The sequence below is a fragment of the Candidatus Uabimicrobium helgolandensis genome (assembly GCF_041508025.1).
GTDB classification, from domain to species: domain Bacteria; phylum Planctomycetota; class Uabimicrobiia; order Uabimicrobiales; family Uabimicrobiaceae; genus Uabimicrobium; species Uabimicrobium helgolandensis.
On record NZ_CP165719.1, the window covers coordinates 998,285 to 1,020,389 of the forward strand.

Sequence of the window (22,105 nt, forward strand, 5' to 3'; positions counted from 1 at the left end):
GAGTGAGAGAGTCGTGCACCTTTACTTGATTTCCGGTTTATAAGTTTTATTGGCAGTTAATTAATATCTGGAATTCCTAGAACACCTTAGGGACCTCACTATGGCTGCTGGTTTCACCCTCTGACCAGGTTCGGAGGTATAAGATTTCTAGGCGCCAGATACTTCAAGCACCACTTACCACTAAAGGTCCTATAAACACTTGAAAACCTCGTAAAGGCATCAACCCCTATATAGCGGATTTAGGGTACAGGACACCGCTACTTTCCCATTTAGCACGACAAAATTTTAATTACGGAGGAGGAGGGATTTGAACCCTCGAAACAGTTTCCCGTTAACACGCTTTCCAAGCGTGCGCCATAGGCCGCTAGGCGACACCTCCCACATTATTTATTTTTCTTGCGTTTTTCACGAAAGAAATTTTGAATCAAAGATAATGATTCATCGTAACAAACTCCAGCGACCACTTCAATAGCATGGTTTAATTTGGGTTCGTTTGTCACGTTAAACACAGTTCCGCAAGCCCCTCCTTTAGAATCTCGAAGGGAAAAAACAACTGTGGATATACGACTGAGCACTAAAGCTCCTGCGCACATTGCACATGGTTCCATTGTTACATAAACAGAGCAACCATTCAGTCGCCACGCTCCTAAATACTGCGCAGCATCATTAACAGCTAAGATTTCAGCATGAGCTGTTGGAGATTGTAGGGTCTCTCTTTGGTTATGACCGCGACCAATAACCTCACCGTCTTTTACAACTACGGCTCCAACAGGCACTTCATCTTTTTTTAATGCTGTTTTTGCTTCTTCTAACGCTAACAACATATATTTTTTGTGAATGTCATCAGATGTAGCATTGTAGATTTGCATATAACAAAAGTCAATAGAAATTTTTTATAATCTTTAAAAATATAAAGTAAGGGGAGTATAAATTTAAATTTATACTCCCCTACTAACAAACATCACATTAAAGCAACATTAGAATTTTTGGCGAATTTCCAAACGAATACCGTGAAGGTCTTCTTGTTCTGGTAAAATAGCATACATAGCATCTACTCTAAAAATAGTTGCATTCCATGTTGTTCCCCAGTTTACAGGAAGTTGAAAACGCATTTGGAAAGCGTATTGTTCACCTTCAAATTGTATTCCGCCTACTGCTGCTCGATCTGCACCTTCTAATTCTTGCACAGTTGCAAATTCGAAAACAAGTTGCTTATCAAGTGCAAATAAATATTCAATACCTAAAGCAAAGCCATATGTATCTTGACCTGTATCATCTAGTTTAGGAAAACCTGTTAAGCCATCTGTTTCAAAGTTGATACCAGTTTGAAATAGGTTTCCATTGTTATTAGCTAAGGATTGAGCTCTGTCAAAACCAGCAAATAAGTTGAAGTAAGGTACAAGCGTAGAAGGAAGAGGTGAAATAATTGAGTTCTCGATAAGAATTAGAACTCCATCAGCTGTGTCAGTATCTTCGTCTTGACCAAAGTTCCAGATAACACGTATACTGTTAGAAAGAATACCAGCGTAACGCTTTGAGAATGATACAATTACGTTGTGGTAGTCTGCAAAATTTCCAGTATTATTAATACCATTTTCGCTACTATCACGAGTATAACCGTAACCAATCTCCCAGTAACCTTTCCAGGCTTCAATAAAAATGTTTACACCAAAAATATCAGCATCTTCATCAGCAGCGATTGCAAATGTATCAATACGATCAAAGCCAGCAAAAAAGGTAATATCCATGTTCGAGATATCAAGTGCTGGGACGTTAAGAGCTGGTATTGTGAGTGCTGCTCCAGTAAATGCTTCGTTAAACCATACACCATTGTGGAATAAAAGGTTGATTAGACCAATACCAATTGGCATACTAAAGCCTGTTTCATTACCTGTCCAACCTTGAAGCATAACACCAAGGTCACCTTCAAAAAACAAGTTTTCAACATTGAAGTCTATTCGTTCTTCAAAAGCGTGATTTTCACCACCAAAATCAAAACGTGTAAAATCGCCACCTTGTTGTAGAGGTTGCATGAAAATGTGTATACGCTCAGTAGAAGTAAGTTGAATATCAATATTCAAGTTCAACTGCCAGGCAATTACACCTTGTTCATTATCTCCGTTGGTATTGTAAGCGATTGCAGTTTTAAAATCACCAAAAACAAGAACGTGAAACATACTAGGGTTTTTTGCACCCCAAATATATGACATTGCTTGATCAAGTGTTGGCCAACCTTCTCCATCCCATACACCAGTTTTAGGAAAAGATCCATATGGATACAAAGGACGGTTAAGTTCTAGTAGAGGACGAGGCTCTCTGAAAGGAGTCTTTCCCCCATATATAAAAAGTTGTTTATCCGCGCTATAAGGTTTGTCTTCATAAGTTGGATCTGGTCGGAAAGCTTTGTTACTGTGTTTTACTTTTGTTGCGTCTTTGGGACGATAGGGATCAATCTCTCCGCCGTCGGCAAATAATGGAGAAGACACTATAATTAGTGATAAAACTCCAAGTAAGAGATATATTATTTTTTTGTTACCCAACATTACTATTCCTATTCAGTTATTAGCAGCTTGTATAAAATTGAACGCGATTTTTATGTTAGGGATGTGGGCAAAATAAATTATCCCACTACTTGCTTTTTTGCATTATAACATTGTTATTATAAATTAACAAAACTGTGGTTATGTTAGATCTATAATGTCTGAATAAAATACAAAATTTCTAGTATAATTGAGACATTTTATTTTGCCCACACCCCTTAGAAAATAACATGAATAAACATCTACGAAAAAATCGCAGATGTTTACTTTTACTTACTCAACTTCAAATTCAACTGAGTAAGGATGAATGTCGAGCATCCATTCGTTCATTGCTTGTTCCATTTCTGGAGTTGCATCACAGAACTTCATGAAGTATATAGGTTCCGCGCGGCTACGCATACGAGAAGCCAAACGATAAGTTCCTTTTTTCTTCATTAATTCAGCTGGAACTTTGTACTCTGCGTAACGGTAACCCAAAGGAGGTAAACTACGACCTTCCATTCTTACGAATGGTGGGTGGTTCATTAGCGAGTTCAAAAAGTTATTTGGTCTAATAATTGGTCTTTGGTCTGCGTCTAAGTTAACTGGTAAATACATTTCGCGATCAGTACCTTTGACATTTGTTGTTAAGAACTTACTTTGCAGGTTAAATAGTTGCTCATCGTGCTTAATTGTTCCATTACGCACGTCTGCAGAGTGAAGATCACACATGTCTCCAACACTATCCATGTATCCAGTTTCCCAAACGTTTACACCATCAGGGTCAATCAACGCAACGTTAAACCACAATTCTGGTTGTGCACCAAGAGAACCCGAAGGTAAGTTGTGACCTAAGTCAATGTTGGTGATTTTATAACTGAAATTAAAAGACTGTCCAGCTTTAGGTTTTGATTCGAAGAATGGTCCATCGATACGACTTCCATTTTCCATAACTTGAAGACGAAGTTCTCTTTTCTTTTCAAGTTCTGCAAGGTTGTCAGTAACAATGTCGCGTGCATCAAAACGATCGTCAACTTCTTGCCATTCTGCAGGAAATTCGATATTTTTTAGCTCGCCATTTTCAAGCTTCTCTTCAAATTCTTCTGTTCCCCAACCAGCACGATAATCAAACTTTAACCAAGTTTGCATGTCGAATCTTTCCCCTTCTTTATGGTGAGGAAAGACACCTGGGTGAGTAATAGGATAACCTGGTCCATAGAACGCATGGTTTGCATGGATTCCATCTGGTTCAATAGGAACGCCATTTACTACAGCAACTGGTCCTTTAGCAAAACCTTTTGGCTCTCCAGGGACTCTACCCATGTGACACTCTTGGCAAGTGATGCCTTTTTTACGTGCCGGAGAACTTAGGTATTGTTCGTATACAACCTCTAACTTAATACCAGCGTAAATTGCTACTTGGTGACAAGAAGCACAGTACTCTGATTTGTTAAGTTGCTCGAATTTGATACCTTTAAGGTGGATTGCAGGTCCAGTTTCTTTATCATTGGTAGCCACTTTGAACTGGGTTTTGTTTTTTACAACATGTTCAACACCTTCTCCAGTACGAGTACCGTAGATAGGTTTATGAATATCACCAGGAACAAGTCGACGCATACCATTAAAACCACGGGTATATTGCTCTGTAACGCGGTGGCATGTAATACATGTTACACCTTCACGCGAAACTTGAGAACGTTTCCACAGTGGCATATCGCGAGGCTCACCTAAGGTGGTTCCAACGCTCATATGACAACGTACGCAGAAAGCACCTTTTGTTGGAGCTAAACTGTGAAGTTTTTGCTCAAACTTGTGAAACATTGGTGAAATAGCTGCGTATGCGTGGTTAGAAGATCGCCACTCATCATAAATTTGTTCGTGGCAAGGAGCACATTTGGCTGCACTAGGATATTGATCAGTGTCATATACAGCAGTGTGAGGATCAACACCTGTAAGCTTTTCTTGCAAAGGTGTTGGTGTAGGAACTGAGTCTTCTGTTAAAGCTGTCTCAGAATAACATCCCACAAGAGCTGAACTGACGAGAAGGCAAATCCCGAGCATCCAGATTTTTTTCAATATTTTATTTTCTCTCATAGATTAGGAGAACTATATCTAAATGATATAATTCCTTCCTCCTTCCTGGGCATAACTCAAGAAAGGCATAGTCATATGTATAAACTACGTCTGTAGCGATGCAGAAATCTGTTTGATGTGTTTAAGTATATCCGGTTTATATGTAATGTATAGAGATGTAAAATGATGATAACATGATTACATATCGGAATTTAAATAAAACACTTGACAATGCCGATAAAAAAACGCAAATAGTTCTTTAGATTTATTATCATTAAACATAAACCGAATTCACTAGATGAAGATACGTTATAGTATAAAAGATGTCAAGTATTTTTTTGTTTATAACATTAAGTTAATGTTGTAATTTCGCATATTTTTTGCAAATAGTTCTGTAAAAATTTGCGAATACAACTATAAACAGGTATGTTTGTAACTAATTTTAGCGGCGAAGAAATGATAAATATATTTATGTTTTACCTATCCTTCTAAAAAAAAAAAATTTAAAATTTATGAGTTTTTAATAGTGATTATTTTAAAATACGTTTGTATGTGCTGGACATGTTATCAATTAGAAAAAAGCATACTTTTATTGTATTTTACAATGAATAATTATTTTATTACCAACCGAGAGCTTGATTGTTACTCTGACCACAGCCGTTTTTGCGTTTCTTAAAACGCAATTGCTACTAGGATCAAAGTTCTATTTATACTCCAACCAACAACAACTTTGAATAAACACTCAATTTAGAATGAAAGATGTTGAATTGAGCATGTTGTTGAGAACAGCTTTAGGAATGATTTAAAACTTGTATAAGTCACAATGGTAACAAATCTTTTAAGTTACGATTTATACAATCATTAAAGTCTTACATATTAGAATAAAAAGTCTTGCAAAACCAAACTTACTCCATTATATTCTCTGTTGCACATGCGTATTTTATAAATATAGGACGCATTGATATTTAGGTTTTAAAGCGTTTTGTATTGTCAACATGTCTTCGCAAGATCTAACACAATTTACTTCTGAACATTTGAAGTTAAAGGATAACTAAAGTGAAAAATAAACAGCTTCCAAAGAGTATAGATTTTCTTTCATCACATGGACTAACGGTTATTTCTTTACTTTTTTTAATGGTAATTACCATAATTGGAACGATAGATCAAAAATTTATTGGTTTATACCAATCGCAAAAAATTTATTTCGAATCTATTTACTTTACAATAAAATTATTCAAAGCTAACGGCTACGTTTTTTTTCTTCCTCTTCCAGGAGGTTATACAATTCTCGCCGTTTTATTTGTCAACTTAATTCTTGCCTTTGTATTTAAATTTCGTTGGCGTTTACGAACATTTGGAATTATTGTATGCCATATTGGTTTATTACTTTTACTTATTGGTTCTTATTTAACATATGCATATTCTGTACATGGACATATGACATTTGCGGAAAAAGAACAAAGGGGATATTTTGTCAGTTATACTGACAATGAAATTACAATAACCGAATTCTCCGAGCAAGGTGAAGAAACAAAATCCTTCGCGAACAACTATTTATACAAAAATTCAAATTTACTTGCTCCTTCTAAAAACATCCACTTGCAAGTAACGCACTTTTTTCAAAACTGTGACGCAATTCGCAATACAGATAATCTTTTTACTAATCAAGAGTATGTTTTGCGAAAACTCCAACCAGCATTAGAAGCAGAAATGAATACTGTTGGTCTTTATACTTCTGTTTACAGTGGAAAAAAATTAATCGGGCGTTATTATCTATATCAAAGTGTACCTGTAGTTTTTAACTACCAAGAGAAACGATATAGTATCCATATTCAAAGGCGTAAATATCCTGTTCCTTTTTCGCTGAAACTGCTAAAGTTTACTCGAGAATTATATCCAGGGACACAAACACCAAAGCACTATGAAAGTAAAGTAACACTAAAAGAAAAAAATCATACTGGCGAGCAAACAGAGCGCGAAATACTCATTAGCATGAATCGTCCACTAAGACATCGAGGGTATACATTTTACCAAAGTTCTTTCAATCAAGAGCAAGATCAGATGGGTAACACTGTAAAGTACTACTCCACACTGGCTGTAATGAAGAACCCAGCAGAAGAGTGGCCTTATTTTTCGTGTCTACTTGTTGTTTTAGGCATGATTATTCACTTTATTCCCAAACTACTTCGTTTTGCACAGCGACAAGGAAAAAAATAAGTATGTCTTGTTGTATTTAAACAATACTAGGTATTTTGAAATGTATCGTAATTGTGCTTCAATTTATTTAAAAGCACCAAGTAACGGGAATATAAAGAGAGACACACTTTAATTTTATATAAAGCGTGTTTTAGTAATAAGTGACTCACCAAAAGTATTTATCCATTGGCATTTTGTTCTTTTAATTTCTAGTTTTGTTGCTCCTGAATTACACAGCTACAGTTGTGTCCTCGTAGCGCCGCACTAGGAAATAAAAGCCTGTATTCAACGGGTAACTACTTTTGGTCAGGTTACTTACAACAAATGATTATTGGAGCTGCACTATGAAAGAAACAAAAAGCCTTATTCGTATTTGCTTGCTTTTAGGTTTATCTGTAGTAGTTACAGTGGCTTTTTCTACTACACTGCAAAATAGTCAAAACTCAAATCAAGCACTAGCTAAAAATCAAGGAATCAATTGGGAAAAGATAAAAACTCTTCCGATTCAAAAAGGTGGGCGAGTTATGCCGCTAGATTCCTTCGCTCGCGTAATACTAACTCAAATCTCAGGAAAGTCGTCTATAAAAGTTGGTGGAAAAAAAGTACTTGCTGTTGAATGGTTAGTCAAAACAGTATTTGAAAATTCAACAGACGATCACGCTATTTTTCTTATCGAAAATCCACGTGTTATGGAGGCTCTGCAGCTCAAGTATAAAAGTGATCGCGATCGCTATTCTTATAATGTGCTTAAAGAAAAAGGAAATTTGATTAATCAGTATGCGGGGGAAGCTGCTCGTATAGAACAAGAAGAGCGTAGTATTTTTCAAAACCAAATTATTCATTTGAGTAACAATGTTTTTTATTATGAATCTTTGCAAAAATCACTTCGTTTTTGGAAACGCGAAAAAAACTTATCTGGAGTAGGTACTTTTTATAATGAAATATTGCCAGAATTAAATACTATTCGCGTAGAAAATCCAAATATGAAAGCTTCTTTTAGAAATATGGTTCATGAACTTTTAACATTTTCATATGAAAAAGAAAAAGGGATAGCAATATCTCGGTATATGTATCACTTATATCTAACAGGCGAAATCTGTAGTAAATTTGGTAAAATGGCGCTTGTGCAAAAAATTTCTAGTATATTTAATAGCTTAAATAATAAAGATATTCCGCAAATGCGTAGCGAAATTTTTTCAGTAGTACCTCCACCGCAAAGACTCGTCCACTTTCTTGAAACCGTAAAAGAAATGGATGGTAAGAAAGACTTACCAGCAGAAATGGAAAAAGAATTCAAGCATTACATTCTCCATTATCTCGAAGGAAAAGTGATAAAAAAGGTAGAGGAACATAAATTTAAGCTAACAGAACAAGGTAAAGAAGTACTGAAAAATGTTGACCAAGAATGGAAATCTCCTTCATTTGTTTTTTATTCAACCTTTAACGATCCAGATGATTTACGAAGAGATAGTTTGGAAGCATTAAACCTTATTTACTATGGTTTTTCAAAAAATAATATTGATGATATTAACAATGGTCTACAGAAAATAAAGAAATTTAATTCTTCAATGCTGAGTGATAGTACAACAAGTAAAATTGACTTAGAAGTCTCTTACAACCGTTACGATTTATTTTACAAAAGTTTATTTTTATATTTGTTTAGTACTATATTTTGTTTAGTTTCATGGTTAGGTTGGGGAAAGAAACCACTATTCTGGGTATCTGTGGCTTTTCTTGTAGGGGCTTATATTTGTCATTCTTGGGGTATAACGCTGCGAATGATGATAAAAGATCGTCCACCTGTCTCAACACTTTATGAGTCTATTGTTTTTGCTGCGTGGGTTGGTGTTACTATCGCAATGATAATGGAATATTTTTCAAAAGCGAGCAGAAGTATAAGTTTGTTTACTGGAGCAATAAGTGGTTGTATATTGATGGCAATTGCAGGTAAATACGCAATGGACGGTGATAATATGGCCGTTTTGGTAGCTGTACTTGATTCCAATTTCTGGCTATCAACACATGTTACAAGTATGATTATTGGTTATTCCGCATGCTTAGTTGCTGGGGCTATAGGACATCTATATATCCTCATGCACTTATTCCCGAATTATAGTAAAGAACAAGCGAAGGAAGTGGGTAAACTAGTATATGGAACCTTATGCTTTGGAACTATTGTCGCATTTTTAGGAACAATTCTTGGTGGTTTGTGGGCCGATCAATCCTGGGGACGATTTTGGGGGTGGGATCCTAAAGAAAATGGAGCAATGCTCATCGTATTGTGGAGTGTTATATTACTGCATTCGCGTTTAGGAGGTTATATCCGCGATTGGGGACTTGCTCTAGGAGCAGTATTTGGTAATATAGTTGTTGCTGCTGCATGGTGGGGTGTAAACCTTCTAAGCGTTGGTCTCCATAACTATGGATTTACCCAAGGATTATTTAATAAATTAGCTTTATTTACTGTCATAGAGCTAGCTTTTATTGGTTTTGGAATATTTTTATGGTACAAAAAAAATAAAACACCAAAAGCCCAAAAAATAGCGACTTCATAACGAAGTAAAATTTTATCAAAGAGAAGAAAGGTAACATAAGTTACCTTTCTTTTTATATAAATCTGTAACAAATCATACCTACAACTTCACTACAATATAAACTCTAAACAAATCACTTCGAAAGATAATACCAAGTAAGCTCTATTAATTTTATCACATTGCTGGCGAGTTTGTCACCGAATGTGAAAATTTTTATGATTAAAGCTAGGGCGTGTCATCATTCAATACAGATAAAAATATAACGGATTCATTTAATGATACGCCAGTAGTATTGAGCCCGAGCCCGAGCCCGTTTGCGAGCGACAGAAAGTGATTTATTGGTTTGGAAAAAGAAACTTTGCTTCATGGTAACCTAACAATAAAAAAAATTGCACGTTCTAACAAAACAGATAGTTGATGACGCGCTCTAGTCTGAATTATTCTCAGAAGATTTCAGTTTAATCGTATATTTCAGTATTGTTTTTTTATCCCAAATTCTTTTCTTTATGCAAATAGGGCGTGAAATTCGCTGATGCTGATCGTTAAAAATATCGATATTTAAAAAAGTATTTGCTGCTGAAGTTACTGGAATGATCGAAAAATACACTTTCGAACAGTTGTCGTCCAAATAAAAAAAGGGAGGTTGAACAATACAACTCTTTACATGAGGCACCACTTGATATTTGTTACCACAATTATTTGCTATTTTTATTTCAATGACAGATTCTTTTTTTATATGCAAAATGTCGGGATATGTAATTTCTAGAATGGTTGTTAGTGACTCAGGTTTGAGTTGTGAATTTTTAGCTTTTGGAACCTCTTCGCTTGTCTTATCTAGCCGTTCAATTTTTTGAAGGTAGTGTTCAATAGAGTTTTTTAACTTGCCTGATTTTTGTAAGTCAATAAAAGTATCTTTTATTGTGTCAAAAATAGCAAAACAAGAAGTCATACCTAACATTTCGAATAAATGATATATTTTTGCTGAAACCATACACATCTTTAAATCAACATTCGCATCTTCGCATTGTTGTTGTAAATTAGCGAGGAAACCAATACCAGTACTATCAATATAATGAACATCAGTAAGAGACAAAATAATGATAGTGTCTTCTTTTTTTAAAGATTGATAAAATTTTTGGATTTGTATTGTCGTGTATTTGTTTATAGCGCCTAACATCGCTATAAAAACAATGTTGTTTTTTTGGGAAAGTGGGAATGTTTGTGTGATAAAATCTATTTTTTTCATATAGTGCCTATTTTCCAAGCTTTGACATTTTTACTCTAACCGCTTAGTCTTATCTCTTAAAAATTGAACCACAGAGGGCGTAGAGAAAAAAACTAATCAAGAACAAACATGTGGAAAACAAGAGCTAAAGCAGTAGCATAAACTTTGATAAAAACGTGTCTAAAGCAATCTTCAGCGATTGAGATCAGGTAATTTCTATTTTGTAAAATCAAAATAAGGTATGTTCTAAAAAACTTCCTAAAATACAATAATTTTTATTTTAGGAAGTTTTTCGTATTACTTTTTCTTTTTTGTCATTTTGAGTAATTGTCCTCTTGTTGGAAGAGGAAATACTTCTAAACGATCAACTTTTCTTGCAATTGCAGGAAGCCGGGCATCTTTAGGACCATTTTGTACCAAGAAAGGATTTAATGATTTTAAACCAATAACCATTTCGTTAGCATCTGCTACAGCAAGAACGTGAAAGTTTTCCTTTGCTTGTGGATTACTTTTTTCTGCTGTAATGTTGATCGCATTTTCTAATGCCTCTTTTACTTCTTCGCAAAAAACATTTGAGTAGCCTACTTGTTGTGCTAAACAATGAATTGCAAGTATTACCGGATTTCGATAAATAGCGTTACTAGGGTATGTCATATCAATAACATATGAATTGATTTTTGCATGAACTGTTTGCTGACCAAATTCATTCATTGTAATATAACTGTTACAAGGACATTTATAATTACCTTTAGCAGCAAATTCAAGACTTCTTTGGCATACAGAACAAGGCGCAACATGAGGAAAGCGAACCGCCTGTTTTGGAGGGGTTGCTACTCCTGATATTCCCTGGTCACTACCAAATGATAAATCAATACTACCGCCCATTCCCATTCCCATTCCCATTCCCATTTGTTGATTAGGAGGTGGGGACATCGCTGGTGGCGGAGTTGGAGCCTGTCGCGACACAGGTGGAGCTGGAGGAGGTGGTGGACTAGGCTGTGCAAGCGGCGGCGGTGGTGGTGGCGGCGGCGGTGCTGCTGCTTGAGGGTTTCCTGCCATAGGGGAGCTCATAGACTCTGCAGTAATAGATTGAATAGCGTCTTTGTCTGTTTCGTATATTTTGAAAAGAGACAATAACCCTAGCATGTCGAAAAGAGCGATTACTTTTTCAGGAACTCCCACAAGTTTGATGTCCCCGCCACCTTCCTGAAATTTATCAGCTAGTTTTACAAGGAGTCCCATTCCAGTACTATTTATATATTTTACTTCTGAGAAGACCAAAATTAAATTCTTAACGCCTTGATTAAAAAAACCAATGAGCTTATCTTCGAACTGACGAACAGTTGTTCCATCGATAGCTCCAAGGATTTTAGTAATGATGATAGGTGAACCATCAGGCAATTTTTCTTGTTTTGATTGGAAGAGTAGTTCGGGCATTGGTTCTCCTAAACTCTTTCAAAGATATTTGTATGCAACTAAAAAAACTATATTACACTGGGGTGATTGAAGTGAATGCAAAATTTATAGATTTAACTTGAATTTATTCTTATAAAGAATATAAAATATGTTAAACTTTAAGAGCTAAGTATATTGCACAAAAAAGAAATGTCAAGAAAAAATTTTGAAAGGTAAAAAATGCAAAATCCACCATCTATTCCTAGGCCAGTTGCAGAAGAAGAATGGACTTTTGTGAAACAAATACAAAACTGCGAGCACCATTTTATTCTTTTATCAAGAAAAGCAACTTTGCCGCAAACTGTTCCAGCAGAAAAATTTCATCCAGTTGAATTTTTTCTTAAACCCTAAATCATACTTTCCTACCTAACATTCTCTACAAACTGATTTTGGCGCTTTTGTTCACGCTCACGTTCATCGCAAACGTTTATAGTGCAAATAATGTACATAAATCATTTTGTAAGCGTGAGCTTTTTTATTTGGTCGTCTATACATTCTGTTTTAGTGCTCTTGGAGAAAAAAATGCAAAAAAAAAATCATATTATTGGTTTTTTTGTTGGTTGTTTAGCGGTCTGCTCTTTGTGGTTTACACTAAACTTGCAAGAATACAATTTTTCTATTGCAATATTAATTTCTGTTATATGCTATTCTATAGGTCATCTTAGTGGTTGCTATGTTTTTGAAGTTATTCCTCAAACCACTCTTATCTGTTCATTTTTGCTATTTGTATTTTTTACAACCTATTTTATTCCTCCTATAAACAAATACCGTAAGGAACTTAATCCGAACAAAGAGGAATTTTTAAAAACCGCGCCTCCTGAACTTGTATTAACAACAACAGCTCTCGGAGGTCTACGTGGTTTTTTAATTGATATGTTGTGGTTGCGCGCCAACAAATTGCGCGATGAAGGTAAACATTACGAAATCATACAATTGTATGACTTAATCGGAAAACTTGAACCTCGTCTACCATCGATATGGGAATTTACGGCTTGGGAAATGTCTTACAATATCGCTGCAAGTACACCAAAAAAAGAAGAAAAGTGGCGGTGGATATTGAAGGGAATAGAGCAACTCCGCAATTATGGTATTCGTTATAACCCTGGTTCGTATAAGTTGTACTGGCAACTAGCTTTTATTTTTTTTCATAAAGCAGGTGTTAACAACAAAGAGCAATATGGAAGTTATTTTCAACAACAAATCATAAAAACAAGTAATGATGTTCTTGGCACTCGCCCAAATCTACAAGCACTTGTGGATGCTCCTCGGTCTTATGGGTTGTTACTCAAACATCAAGATATAAAGCCTTTATTGGAAAAAAGAGATTACATTGAGAAGATCAATAACAGATTATCACAAGAAATCTCGCTATCATCTGTAAACAAAGTAATATATGAAGAAATAAAAAATCATAAAATTGGTCTTGATGAAGATCAGCAAAAAAAATTACTTAAAGCTTATGCGTTGTTACAAAAACACTGGATGGTAAAAAATCTACATCAAAAATTTGGAATGTCGCCCAAGAAGATGCTTGCGATAGAAAAAAAATATTTAAAAATTGATTGGCGCCTTGCAGCTGCGCATAGCCTATATTGGGCGCAAGAAGGTGTTGATATTCAAAGTCGAAAACCGGATTCATGGATGGAAATAGAGCAGAATAAAGTAAAAGTTCAAAATATGAATCGTTTGCGTTTTAATGCCTTAAGAGAAATTTTTGAATACGGTTTTCCTGTTGATTTTTCTGATGACAAACTGATTTGTATACCAAATTTTCACGTAATTGAACCTCTGAATGAACTGTTTACAGAATTACAAGAAATTTGGGGAGAAAATGGGATTGTTAGTCATGAAGAATTTTTACGTGATGTAGTAAAGACTACTTATGTTTATGGTCGCAAGGATATAGCTAATAAATATTACAAACGCATGCGCAAACTTTTTAAAAACCCTGAGTACAAGAAGAGCTTGCAAGACTATGTGATTTTTGAAATTGCTAGAAAAATAGATTTTTGGGGACGCTCTAGCGAACTAGAAGCATATATCATTGGTTTTTTAAAACGAGGTTATCTTGATTTGTTCAAAAATTTCGTAGATGAAGAAGGTAAGAAGCGTGCTTTAGAATTTCAATATTTCGCTAAACTAGTTCATGCTCAATATGTGAAGCGTCATGGAGAAGTAAAGCATTTAGCGAAACCATATCGTCATTTTGTAGAAACAGCTCAAAAATCGATAAAAAACACTCTTGCTTCGCAAAATGGAAAACAACGAGGACAAAAAATTTGGGAAAATATCCGAGCGGCTTATCCCGAACTTATTATTGTTAAGTGAGTCGCAAAAGTTTTTGAGCACGTTTCAAGTCAGCGTAGAATTTGAGTGTCAAAGAAGGAGAGCCTGAGAGGCACATAACTGTAGCTATGTAACCGAAGGCTCAACGCCGCTATGATACTCAAAGGCAAGCTGCGTGCTCTTAAAAACTTTTTGCGACTTGCTTAAATGAAGCTCTTGAAACAAGATTACAAAACGAGATGCGGATATTGGACATGATATTAGGGGCGTTAACATACCCCTAGTATTTGATAAATTTATGAACAGTAATTGCTTTCCATTTTGCGATTGTAGGGCGGTATAAAACCGCCCAGCTTTCGCAAATAACTGTAAAACTTACTGGAAATACAAAAAAATCACAAATGTTATTCCTGCCGCATTTGTAGTAGAGATACAAGAACACCCTACATCGCTTCCATAAAGCTACTCTAAACTAGAGTTGTAATCATTCTAGTCCATAAACCTATCTTTATCTATCTTTTGACTTGTCTTTCTAGGTTTTCTCTTAATAAGAGGAATCGCCATTGTACTAGAGTCAGCTTCCTTTTTATCGACCTTACGCCCACTAGAACTAGCTTCGCTCTCGTCTTTTTTGGAATCGTCTTTAGTCTCATCTTTTTTGGAATCATCTTTAGGATCATCTTTTTTGAGATCATCTTTAGATTCCTCCTTTTTGGGCTCATCCTTTTTTAGTTCGTCTTTAGACTCATCTTTTTTAAGATCGTCTTTTTTGGAATTGTCTTTAGTCTCGTCTTTTTTAAGATCGTCTTTTTTTGAATCGCCTTTAGACTCATCTTTTTTGAGATCATCTTTTTTGGAGTCGCCTTTAGACTCATCTTTTTTGAGATCGTCTTTTTTGGAATCGCCTTTAGGCTCATCTTTTTTGAGATCGTCTTTTTTGGAATTGTCTTTAGGCTCATCTTTTTTGGAATTGTCTTTAGATTCATCTTTTTTAGATTCATCTTTTTTAGAATCGTCTTTAGAATCGTCTTTAGACTCATCTTTTTTAAGATCCTTTTGAGATTTGTCTTTTTTAGAATCGTCTTTAGACGCATCTTTTTTGGAATTATCTTTAGGCTCGTCTTTTTTGAGATCGTTCTTTTTAGACTCATCTTTTTTGAGATCGCCTTTTTTCAACTCATCTTTTTTCGTTTCAGCTTTCGGCCCATCTTTGTTAACGTCTGTTGCTTTTGGATCTTTTTTATCATTAATTTTTGTATCATCTTTTTTAGATTCGCTATCTTTATCCCTTGTTGTACTGTTCGAATCTGTTTTTAAAGAGTTGGTTTTTACGTCTTTTGGTTTGTTTTTCTCAGTACTACTAGAACTCTCATTTTTATTATTTACAGTGTTAGGAATCGATTCAGAGTCTTTATTTTCGGAGGCTCCATTTTCTAAATCTTCATTTTCCAAAGGAGGGGTACTATCTTCAAAATCATCTTCCCAAACTTCGTCAAAATCTGTTGCATCGATTTCTTTGCGCATTAAAAAATATATCAATGTACTAGATGCAAATACGTATGTTAGTAAATAACCGTATACAAAGTATTGGGTCGCGTAGTAAAAAATCATTAGAAAGACGCCAATACACGTCCAAAATTTATCTAGGTGCCAAAAATTAATTAGACGCATAGAGCGTACACGAGGTTGTACTTCGTTGCTGCTTTTTTCCCAAAGATAGGAATGGGTAGCGACACCTTGAATGTAAGCCCATATATCACTAACACTAGCGCTATACATTTGAACATTATTTAGATGCTCTTGCAGTTGTTGTTTACCTTCTTCGCTTTTTTCATTTTCTAATTCAGATAATAAATTACTTCTAACTTCGTTGTAGGCTTCTTGGCTTAAATAATAAGTGGTTCCTGACTCTTCAAGAGAGTTATTCACTTTTTTTCTTTTAACAACTTCAACAGTTTTCCAGTTCTCGTCAAATATGTAAGTTGAAATTTTTTCGCTATTTCCAACAAGTGAGGTGTTAAATGTAACGTGAACAAAAATACCACCTACCCACAATAAGAAAGCACATGACACAGCAACGAAACCATGATATATCATATAAGACCAAGGGCGTGAATATATATATTGTAGAGTGGTAATTACACCTTCTACTCCTTCGCAGCCTTCGGTACAAATAGAAGAGGAGATTAAGTTAAATCCAAAAATTAAACCTATTCCTAAAACAACAATAAAAATCGACGATAGTATTACTAAAAAAAATAGAGCCACAAAAAGAATAGGCCCGATTAGTGGAAATTTTAGTGTTAACCATCCAGCAACGTAATTACAACCACAGAAAAATGCAATAACTAGAGCTAGCATTATTGGAGTAAAAAATAAAGATAGTTTGTGTTTCCACGCAAACTTAAACGCCGCAGAAATTGACATAGCTTCTTGCTTTGATATGTGGTAAGCAATCATGCGATTAATTGCTCCACCAAAAAAAGTCCATACAAGTAAAAACCATGTAAATAAATTGGCCATCACTCCATAAGAAGGTGTTTGTATAACTTTTTCAAAAGCTAATTTACTTCCGGGTAAAAGAGAGTAAAGCCCCTGGAACATGCTTACGCCATTATCTCCTAAGCATGAAAAAAAGAAGTAAGTACTTCTAGCTATTAAATTTTCTTCGTCACTAAATAACTCGATTACATATACACCTGCTACTAGCATCAAAATGGCTAAAAAGCCTATAAATATAGCACTTAAGTTTATCGGTACGCGTTGCCCAGCAAATGGTCCTGACCAACTTCGACTCGCTTCGTTCATGTTCTTGAATTCCTTTCGATAAAATCTATAGCTGAAGTATTTTTAGTGTCAAATTTTGCGGCAACCAATACTACAAAAGTAAGACGATTTTCAAATACTGTTATATATATAAAATTAACATCTAAAAATATGTTTGCAAACTAATTTTTGACTTAAAATACAGGTTGATGCTTGAACTAGATATTTACAACTGATACAATAACTCAAAAATATTTTTGGGCTATTATGATGTGCAATGCTAAGGGGGTCTTTTATGGCCATAAAAATTGGGCAGACTGTAGATAATTATTTGATTGTCGAAAAAATAGGTAGTGGTGGTAATGGTGTTGTTTATAAAGCAAAGTATCAAGAAGATTTTGTGGCTGTAAAATTTCCAATAAGTAACAACATCGCATATGATACACATCTTATTGAAAGCTTCAAAAATGAAATATCCGCAATTACTCGCCTTGAACATCCTTACATTGCTCGACCTCTAAATGCAGGGGTCTACAAAATCAACGATGAACAGATGATTCCATATCTAGCAATGGAGTATGTGGAAGGAACACCTCTGTCAGAAATAAGAAATCTCCCTACACGCGATGCGGTCATTTTGATGTCGAAAGTAGCAGAGTGTATTACCTATGCACATAAAAAAAGAGTTATTCACAAAGATTTAAAGCCTTCAAATATTATTGTTGACGTCGAAGGTAACCCGAAAATACTTGATTTTGGGATTGCAAAATTGATGGATCAATTCTCAACAAACTCAAAGTTGTTTGAAGGTTCTCCAAACTACGCAGCTCCAGAACAATTTTCAGGAGAAGGCTGCGATGAGCGTACTGATATTTGGACAATGGGTGTTATTTTATATGAATTATTAACGACTAAATTACCTTTTCTCGTCGAAAATTTTGAAGAATTATCTGATTCGCGAGTACAGATTTTTGCTGTTCAAGAAAAAGTCATTAACGATAAACTTCTCAAACCCTCCAAGATCCATGAAGATATTGATAATATTCTCGACGAAATTTGCCTAAAATCTATGGCTAAAGCTCCTGAAAATCGTTATCAGAGCGTCGATGAAGTGGCCACTCGTTTAAAGCAGTGGGGGCGTGAAAACAGAGATCGTGAATTTAAAAAAGCACAAAAAATGTTTTTGGGCGCCAAGTTTGTACCAGGAAAAGTGCGTAATAATCTAATTAATAAAACTTTAGAACAGATACATGTGGCTTTATCCTATGATTTATTAACTCCTTCGATAAAAGATTTAATAAAGCGTTGTTACTACATCTTGCATTCTCCGCAAATCTCTATTGTGGAAATGCCTTTACCAAAACTAGATGAAAATACTTGGGAACAACTTCACCATCGCATAGAAAAAATCATGCTTTTAGAACATAATTTTCTTGTGCCAATAAAAGATGTAGTTCTTGGCATTGGAAAAAATGCGATCATTCCGCATCAGGTTGTTCTCGTTTATGAGCAACCAAAAGGTAAAAGTATATTGAATGTTGAAGCAACTCCTGAATCGGTCACTAAATTTATACGAGAAACTATTACTATACTTAACTACACTCAAAATATGGATCTCAAGCCTTCCCTTCCTTCGCCGAACCAGATTTTTATAGAACCAACAGAAATTATGACAATGGATTGGTTGTGGGAAAACAATAAAAAAGGTGTCAATGCTTGTGATTTAATGGCTCTGGCATACAATATTTTTCTAAAAACACCTTTTGATCCCGATATGCCTAATTGGCAAAGAATACCTGAAATTTTTCGTGGTGAACTAAAAGAAACATTTATTGGAAATACCATAAAAACACCGCAGCAACTTTTAGATGCCTTAGAGAAAAAACTCGAAACGATGAAAATAATAGAAAAAGGTATTTTAGATCGACCATTTTCTTTTCCGCCGGGAGAGTATACTTTTTCAAAGTCTTTGAAAATAGAATCAAAAGGTAAATTAGAACTCACCGGAAAAACAACTTTGGTTTTTGAAAAAAATACTGGGATTTCTTGCCATGGGCAAATTGACTTTCAAGGCGAATGGAATCCTGATTCGGATTATGGTAGTATTACCTTGAAACCACTATCTTCACGAGAAGGCTGGCAAGGGATTCAGATACTTGCTAATCATGAAAATATAAATATTATCAAAGGATGTAATATCGAAAGTGCTCATGGCGTTTTAGAAGAAAAAAGCCTAGTTTGTGGTGGAGCAATTCACATACAAGGGGGTAACTTTCGTATTCAACAGTGCAGATTTTCAGATAACAAAGTTGATGGTAGCGGTGGCGTGATACACGTATCAAACAAAAACAATAAAAAAGCAAATCTTGAAGTCAAAGAATGTCGTTTTATTAACAACAAATCAAATTTACATGGTGGAGCGATCAGCAACTATACTTTCGGTAAAATGAATATAGTTGATTGCCATTTTGAAAATAACCGCGCTTTAGAAGAGGGAGGCTCGGTTTATATTCGTGGTCTTGACAGTACTAATCAACTAAAGACAACAATTGCTTCTTGTCATTTTATAGAAAATAGATCCAATATGTCAGGAGGAGCAACTTATTGTGGCTTCTTTACGCACACCTTAATCAAAAATTCATACTACGACAGTAACATTAGTGAAGACAGTGGTGGTGCTATTGCGACTATTGGCAATAAAAATATAAGTGAAATTATAATCGACAAAAGTAAATTTGTGAGCAACCGTTGCCAAAATCGCGGCGGAGCTATTCTGGCGAAAAAGAATACAAAATTGACAATAAAAGATAGTCGCTTTGATGGTAATACCTCTATTCGCGATAGCGCAGGGGCGATAGCAATTGATGGCAAAGGAAGTAATAATTATAGTGTAGTTGAACTTACGAAGGTTGCATTCGTCGAAAATAGATGTCACATTGATGGTGGAGCTATTAATGCAAATTTACTTTCTAAAGTAATTTGTCACGACTGTCGTTTTGAAGGAAATTATACTGAGAATAATAGTGGTGGAGCCGTTGTTCTTGTCGGTAACAGTGGTGAGCTTTTTAGCGAAGGTGAATTTCATAACACTGTATTTATACGTAACCGTTGTAAACAAGATGGTGGAGCAGTTAACGCAAACCTATATACTAAGACATTGTTTGAGTCTTGCCGTTTCAAAAACAATAGTTGCGATGATAGCGGAGGAGCTGTTGAAATTGTCGGTGAAGAAGGCGATAATTTTTCCGAGGCACTATTTAAAGAAGTGATGTTTCTTAATAATCGTTGTCGCATTACAGGAGGTGCTGTTAATGCCGTTGATTATACTCGCATACATTTTGAAGGGTGCCAATTTGAAAACAATAGAGCTGATGAAGACGCAGGGGCGGTATATGTGCGTGGTGCTGATGTCGGGAAATATAGTGAAATCACTTTTCGCAAAACCCAATTTATAGAAAATCGCAGTAAGTTTTCGGCAGGAGCCGTTTATTTGAATACGTTAACGCGTTCCAAGTTTGAAGAGTGTTTATTTAATTCTAATTGTGCTGATAGCAAACATGCAGGGGCTCTTCTTATTACAGGGAAACGTGGAAAACATTGTACAGAAGTTAGTTGCAACAAAGTACACTTTATTGAAAACCAGTGCAAGGCAAATGGTGGAGCAATTCATTTAGGGTTTTATTCACTGTGTATTCTTGGAGATATACGTTTTGAACGCAACAACAGTGAAGGCAGTGGTGGCGCAATAGAAGTAATAGGTAAAGACGATAGTGGACCTACAAAATTAACGTTAAAAAAAGGAATACTCGCTGAAAATTCATGTGGTAACGATGGTGGTGCTATTGCTGCAAATGCGCATACTCAAATGGTTGTAAGCGACTGTAGTTTTCGCGCCAATAGTGCAAAAGGTAACTGCGGAGCTATTGGTATTGTTGGCAAAGTAGATAGTCAACCGAGTAAAGCCAAATTTGAAAAAGTGTCTTTCATCGAAAATCACAGTAAAGGAGATGGTGGGGCCATTGCTGCTGGTGTACGTAGTCGCTTAATCTTTCAAAGTTGCAACTTTGAAGGTAATGCTGCAGAAGGATCTTGTGGGGCTCTTGGAATAGCAGGGAAAGACAATAAAAATTTAAGTGACGCTACGTTTAAAGATGTTGAATTTATAGATAATCGCGCAAATATTGACGGCGGTGCTATGGTAATTGGTAAATTTAGTCGTATAAAATGTACGAAGTCATCTTTTTTTAAGAATTTTGCTGAAACAAAAACAGGTGGAGCAATACTTGTTTTAGGTGCCCATCCGTTATTTCCGACGATATGTAATTTTAGTGAAGTTAAATTTGTCAAAAACCATTGTGCTATAGACGGTGGAGCTATCAACGCTAACATTTATACACGTAATACTTTTGAAAATTGTTTATTTGAAGAAAATTTGGCGCAAGAAAAGAATGGTGGAGCTGTTGTTTTGTTAGGAAAAGACAGTAGTTGTTATACAGAAGCCTCTTTTCGCAAAGTACATTTTGTTAAAAATTCTTGTGGTGTTTCTGGTGGAGCAGTAAATTCAAACGACTTTACTCGCAGTTTGTTTGTAAATTGTATATTTGAGCGAAATCGCGCTCTGAGTAAAAACGGAGGTGCTGTTTTAATTCTTGGAGATAATAGCCAAGAACCAAGTGACGCTAAGTTCAGCAAAGTACAATTTATTAATAACTATGCTGCAGGTTCAGGAGGAGGAGTGAATGCTCATGTTTACACAATTACTAATTTTGAAGATTGTTTTTTTAAACGAAATATAGCAGATGAAAATGGCGGAGGAGTATTTATCCGCGGTTTACGACGCGTTCCAAATAAATCTTATATAACAGGAAGTCATTTTGTTGGAAATGTTGCTGAAAATATTGGTCCTGACGTTGCTCTTCATGCTGTAAAGGGTGTAACAGAAGCTTCTTTAATTGAAGAAAACACAATAGAAATAGACGAAGAAGAGATTTAACGGTATGCAAAAGTTTTTGAGAGGCATTGAGAACAACATTCCTCTTTACAAGAACTGC

Annotated in this window: 11 protein-coding genes, 1 tRNA gene and 1 other RNA gene; 5 read left to right on the plus strand and 8 right to left on the minus strand. The window is 35.4% G+C overall.

What is annotated here, in order from left to right:
* Positions 1–11: 11 nt before the first annotated feature.
* The 5 genes from ffs to UABHE_RS03710 all read right to left on the minus strand — a co-directional run bounded on the left by ffs (position 12) and on the right by UABHE_RS03710 (position 4,595).
* An RNA gene (gene ffs / locus UABHE_RS03690) (signal recognition particle sRNA large type) lies at positions 12–278 on the minus strand.
* A gap of 14 nt (positions 279–292) precedes the next feature.
* Positions 293–379 (minus strand) — tRNA-Ser (locus tag UABHE_RS03695).
* Positions 380–383: 4 nt separating this feature from the next.
* Entirely contained in the window at positions 384–869 is a 486-nt protein-coding gene (gene tadA, locus UABHE_RS03700; protein ID WP_372368875.1) for a tRNA adenosine(34) deaminase TadA, read from the minus strand.
* Between the two features lie 108 nt (positions 870–977).
* Entirely contained in the window at positions 978–2,543 is a 1,566-nt protein-coding gene (locus UABHE_RS03705) for a hypothetical protein (RefSeq protein ID WP_372368876.1), read from the minus strand.
* Between the two features lie 270 nt (positions 2,544–2,813).
* Entirely contained in the window at positions 2,814–4,595 is a 1,782-nt protein-coding gene (locus UABHE_RS03710; RefSeq protein WP_372368877.1) for a multiheme c-type cytochrome, read from the minus strand.
* 1,053 nt (positions 4,596–5,648) lie between these two features.
* On the opposite strand from UABHE_RS03710, the gene UABHE_RS03715 reads away from it, so the two are divergent.
* Positions 5,649–6,809 carry a cytochrome c biogenesis protein ResB gene (locus UABHE_RS03715; RefSeq protein ID WP_372368878.1) on the plus strand — a complete coding sequence of 387 codons (1,161 nt, stop codon included), beginning with the start codon at positions 5,649–5,651 and terminating at the stop codon, positions 6,807–6,809.
* A gap of 323 nt (positions 6,810–7,132) precedes the next feature.
* Positions 7,133–9,343, plus strand: a complete 2,211-nt coding sequence (locus UABHE_RS03720; RefSeq protein WP_372368880.1) for a cytochrome c biogenesis protein — start codon at positions 7,133–7,135, stop codon at positions 9,341–9,343.
* A gap of 406 nt (positions 9,344–9,749) precedes the next feature.
* Here UABHE_RS03720 and UABHE_RS03725 read toward each other — a convergent pair whose 3' ends face one another.
* Positions 9,750–10,568, minus strand: a complete 819-nt coding sequence (locus tag UABHE_RS03725; protein ID WP_372368881.1) for an STAS domain-containing protein — start codon at positions 10,566–10,568, stop codon at positions 9,750–9,752.
* Between the two features lie 276 nt (positions 10,569–10,844).
* The gene (locus UABHE_RS03730; RefSeq protein WP_372368882.1) at positions 10,845–11,984 is read right to left on the minus strand and encodes an STAS domain-containing protein; all 1,140 of its coding nucleotides are present in this window, start codon (positions 11,982–11,984) and stop codon (positions 10,845–10,847) included.
* Between the two features lie 198 nt (positions 11,985–12,182).
* On the opposite strand from UABHE_RS03730, the gene UABHE_RS03735 reads away from it, so the two are divergent.
* The gene (locus UABHE_RS03735) at positions 12,183–12,353 is read left to right on the plus strand and encodes a hypothetical protein (RefSeq protein ID WP_372368884.1); all 171 of its coding nucleotides are present in this window, start codon (positions 12,183–12,185) and stop codon (positions 12,351–12,353) included.
* 171 nt (positions 12,354–12,524) lie between these two features.
* Complete coding sequence (locus UABHE_RS03740; RefSeq protein ID WP_372368885.1) at positions 12,525–14,330, plus strand: hypothetical protein; 1,806 nt, start codon at positions 12,525–12,527, stop codon at positions 14,328–14,330.
* A gap of 447 nt (positions 14,331–14,777) precedes the next feature.
* Here the strand turns inward: UABHE_RS03740 and UABHE_RS03745 are convergent, their stop codons facing one another.
* Positions 14,778–17,096 carry a hypothetical protein gene (locus tag UABHE_RS03745; RefSeq protein ID WP_372368886.1) on the minus strand — a complete coding sequence of 773 codons (2,319 nt, stop codon included), beginning with the start codon at positions 17,094–17,096 and terminating at the stop codon, positions 14,778–14,780.
* Positions 17,097–17,349: 253 nt separating this feature from the next.
* Here UABHE_RS03745 and UABHE_RS03750 point away from each other — a divergent pair, with 253 nt between their 5' ends.
* Positions 17,350–22,047 carry a protein kinase gene (locus tag UABHE_RS03750; protein ID WP_372368887.1) on the plus strand — a complete coding sequence of 1,566 codons (4,698 nt, stop codon included), beginning with the start codon at positions 17,350–17,352 and terminating at the stop codon, positions 22,045–22,047.
* The last annotated feature ends 58 nt before the right edge of the window (positions 22,048–22,105 follow it).

Excerpts from the sequence above, each read along its gene's own strand:
- tadA (WP_372368875.1), bottom strand. The coding sequence starts at position 869 with ATGCAAATCTACAATGCTACATCTGATGACATTCACAAAAAATATATG.
- UABHE_RS03705 (WP_372368876.1), bottom strand. The coding sequence starts at position 2,543 with ATGTTGGGTAACAAAAAAATAATATATCTCTTACTTGGAGTTTTATCA.
- UABHE_RS03720 (WP_372368880.1), top strand. The coding sequence starts at position 7,133 with ATGAAAGAAACAAAAAGCCTTATTCGTATTTGCTTGCTTTTAGGTTTA.
- UABHE_RS03725 (WP_372368881.1), bottom strand. The coding sequence starts at position 10,568 with ATGAAAAAAATAGATTTTATCACACAAACATTCCCACTTTCCCAAAAA.
- UABHE_RS03730 (WP_372368882.1), bottom strand. The coding sequence starts at position 11,984 with ATGCCCGAACTACTCTTCCAATCAAAACAAGAAAAATTGCCTGATGGT.
- UABHE_RS03735 (WP_372368884.1), top strand. The coding sequence starts at position 12,183 with ATGCAAAATCCACCATCTATTCCTAGGCCAGTTGCAGAAGAAGAATGG.
- UABHE_RS03740 (WP_372368885.1), top strand. The coding sequence starts at position 12,525 with ATGCAAAAAAAAAATCATATTATTGGTTTTTTTGTTGGTTGTTTAGCG.
- UABHE_RS03745 (WP_372368886.1), bottom strand. The coding sequence starts at position 17,096 with ATGAACGAAGCGAGTCGAAGTTGGTCAGGACCATTTGCTGGGCAACGC.
- UABHE_RS03750 (WP_372368887.1), top strand. The coding sequence starts at position 17,350 with ATGGCCATAAAAATTGGGCAGACTGTAGATAATTATTTGATTGTCGAA.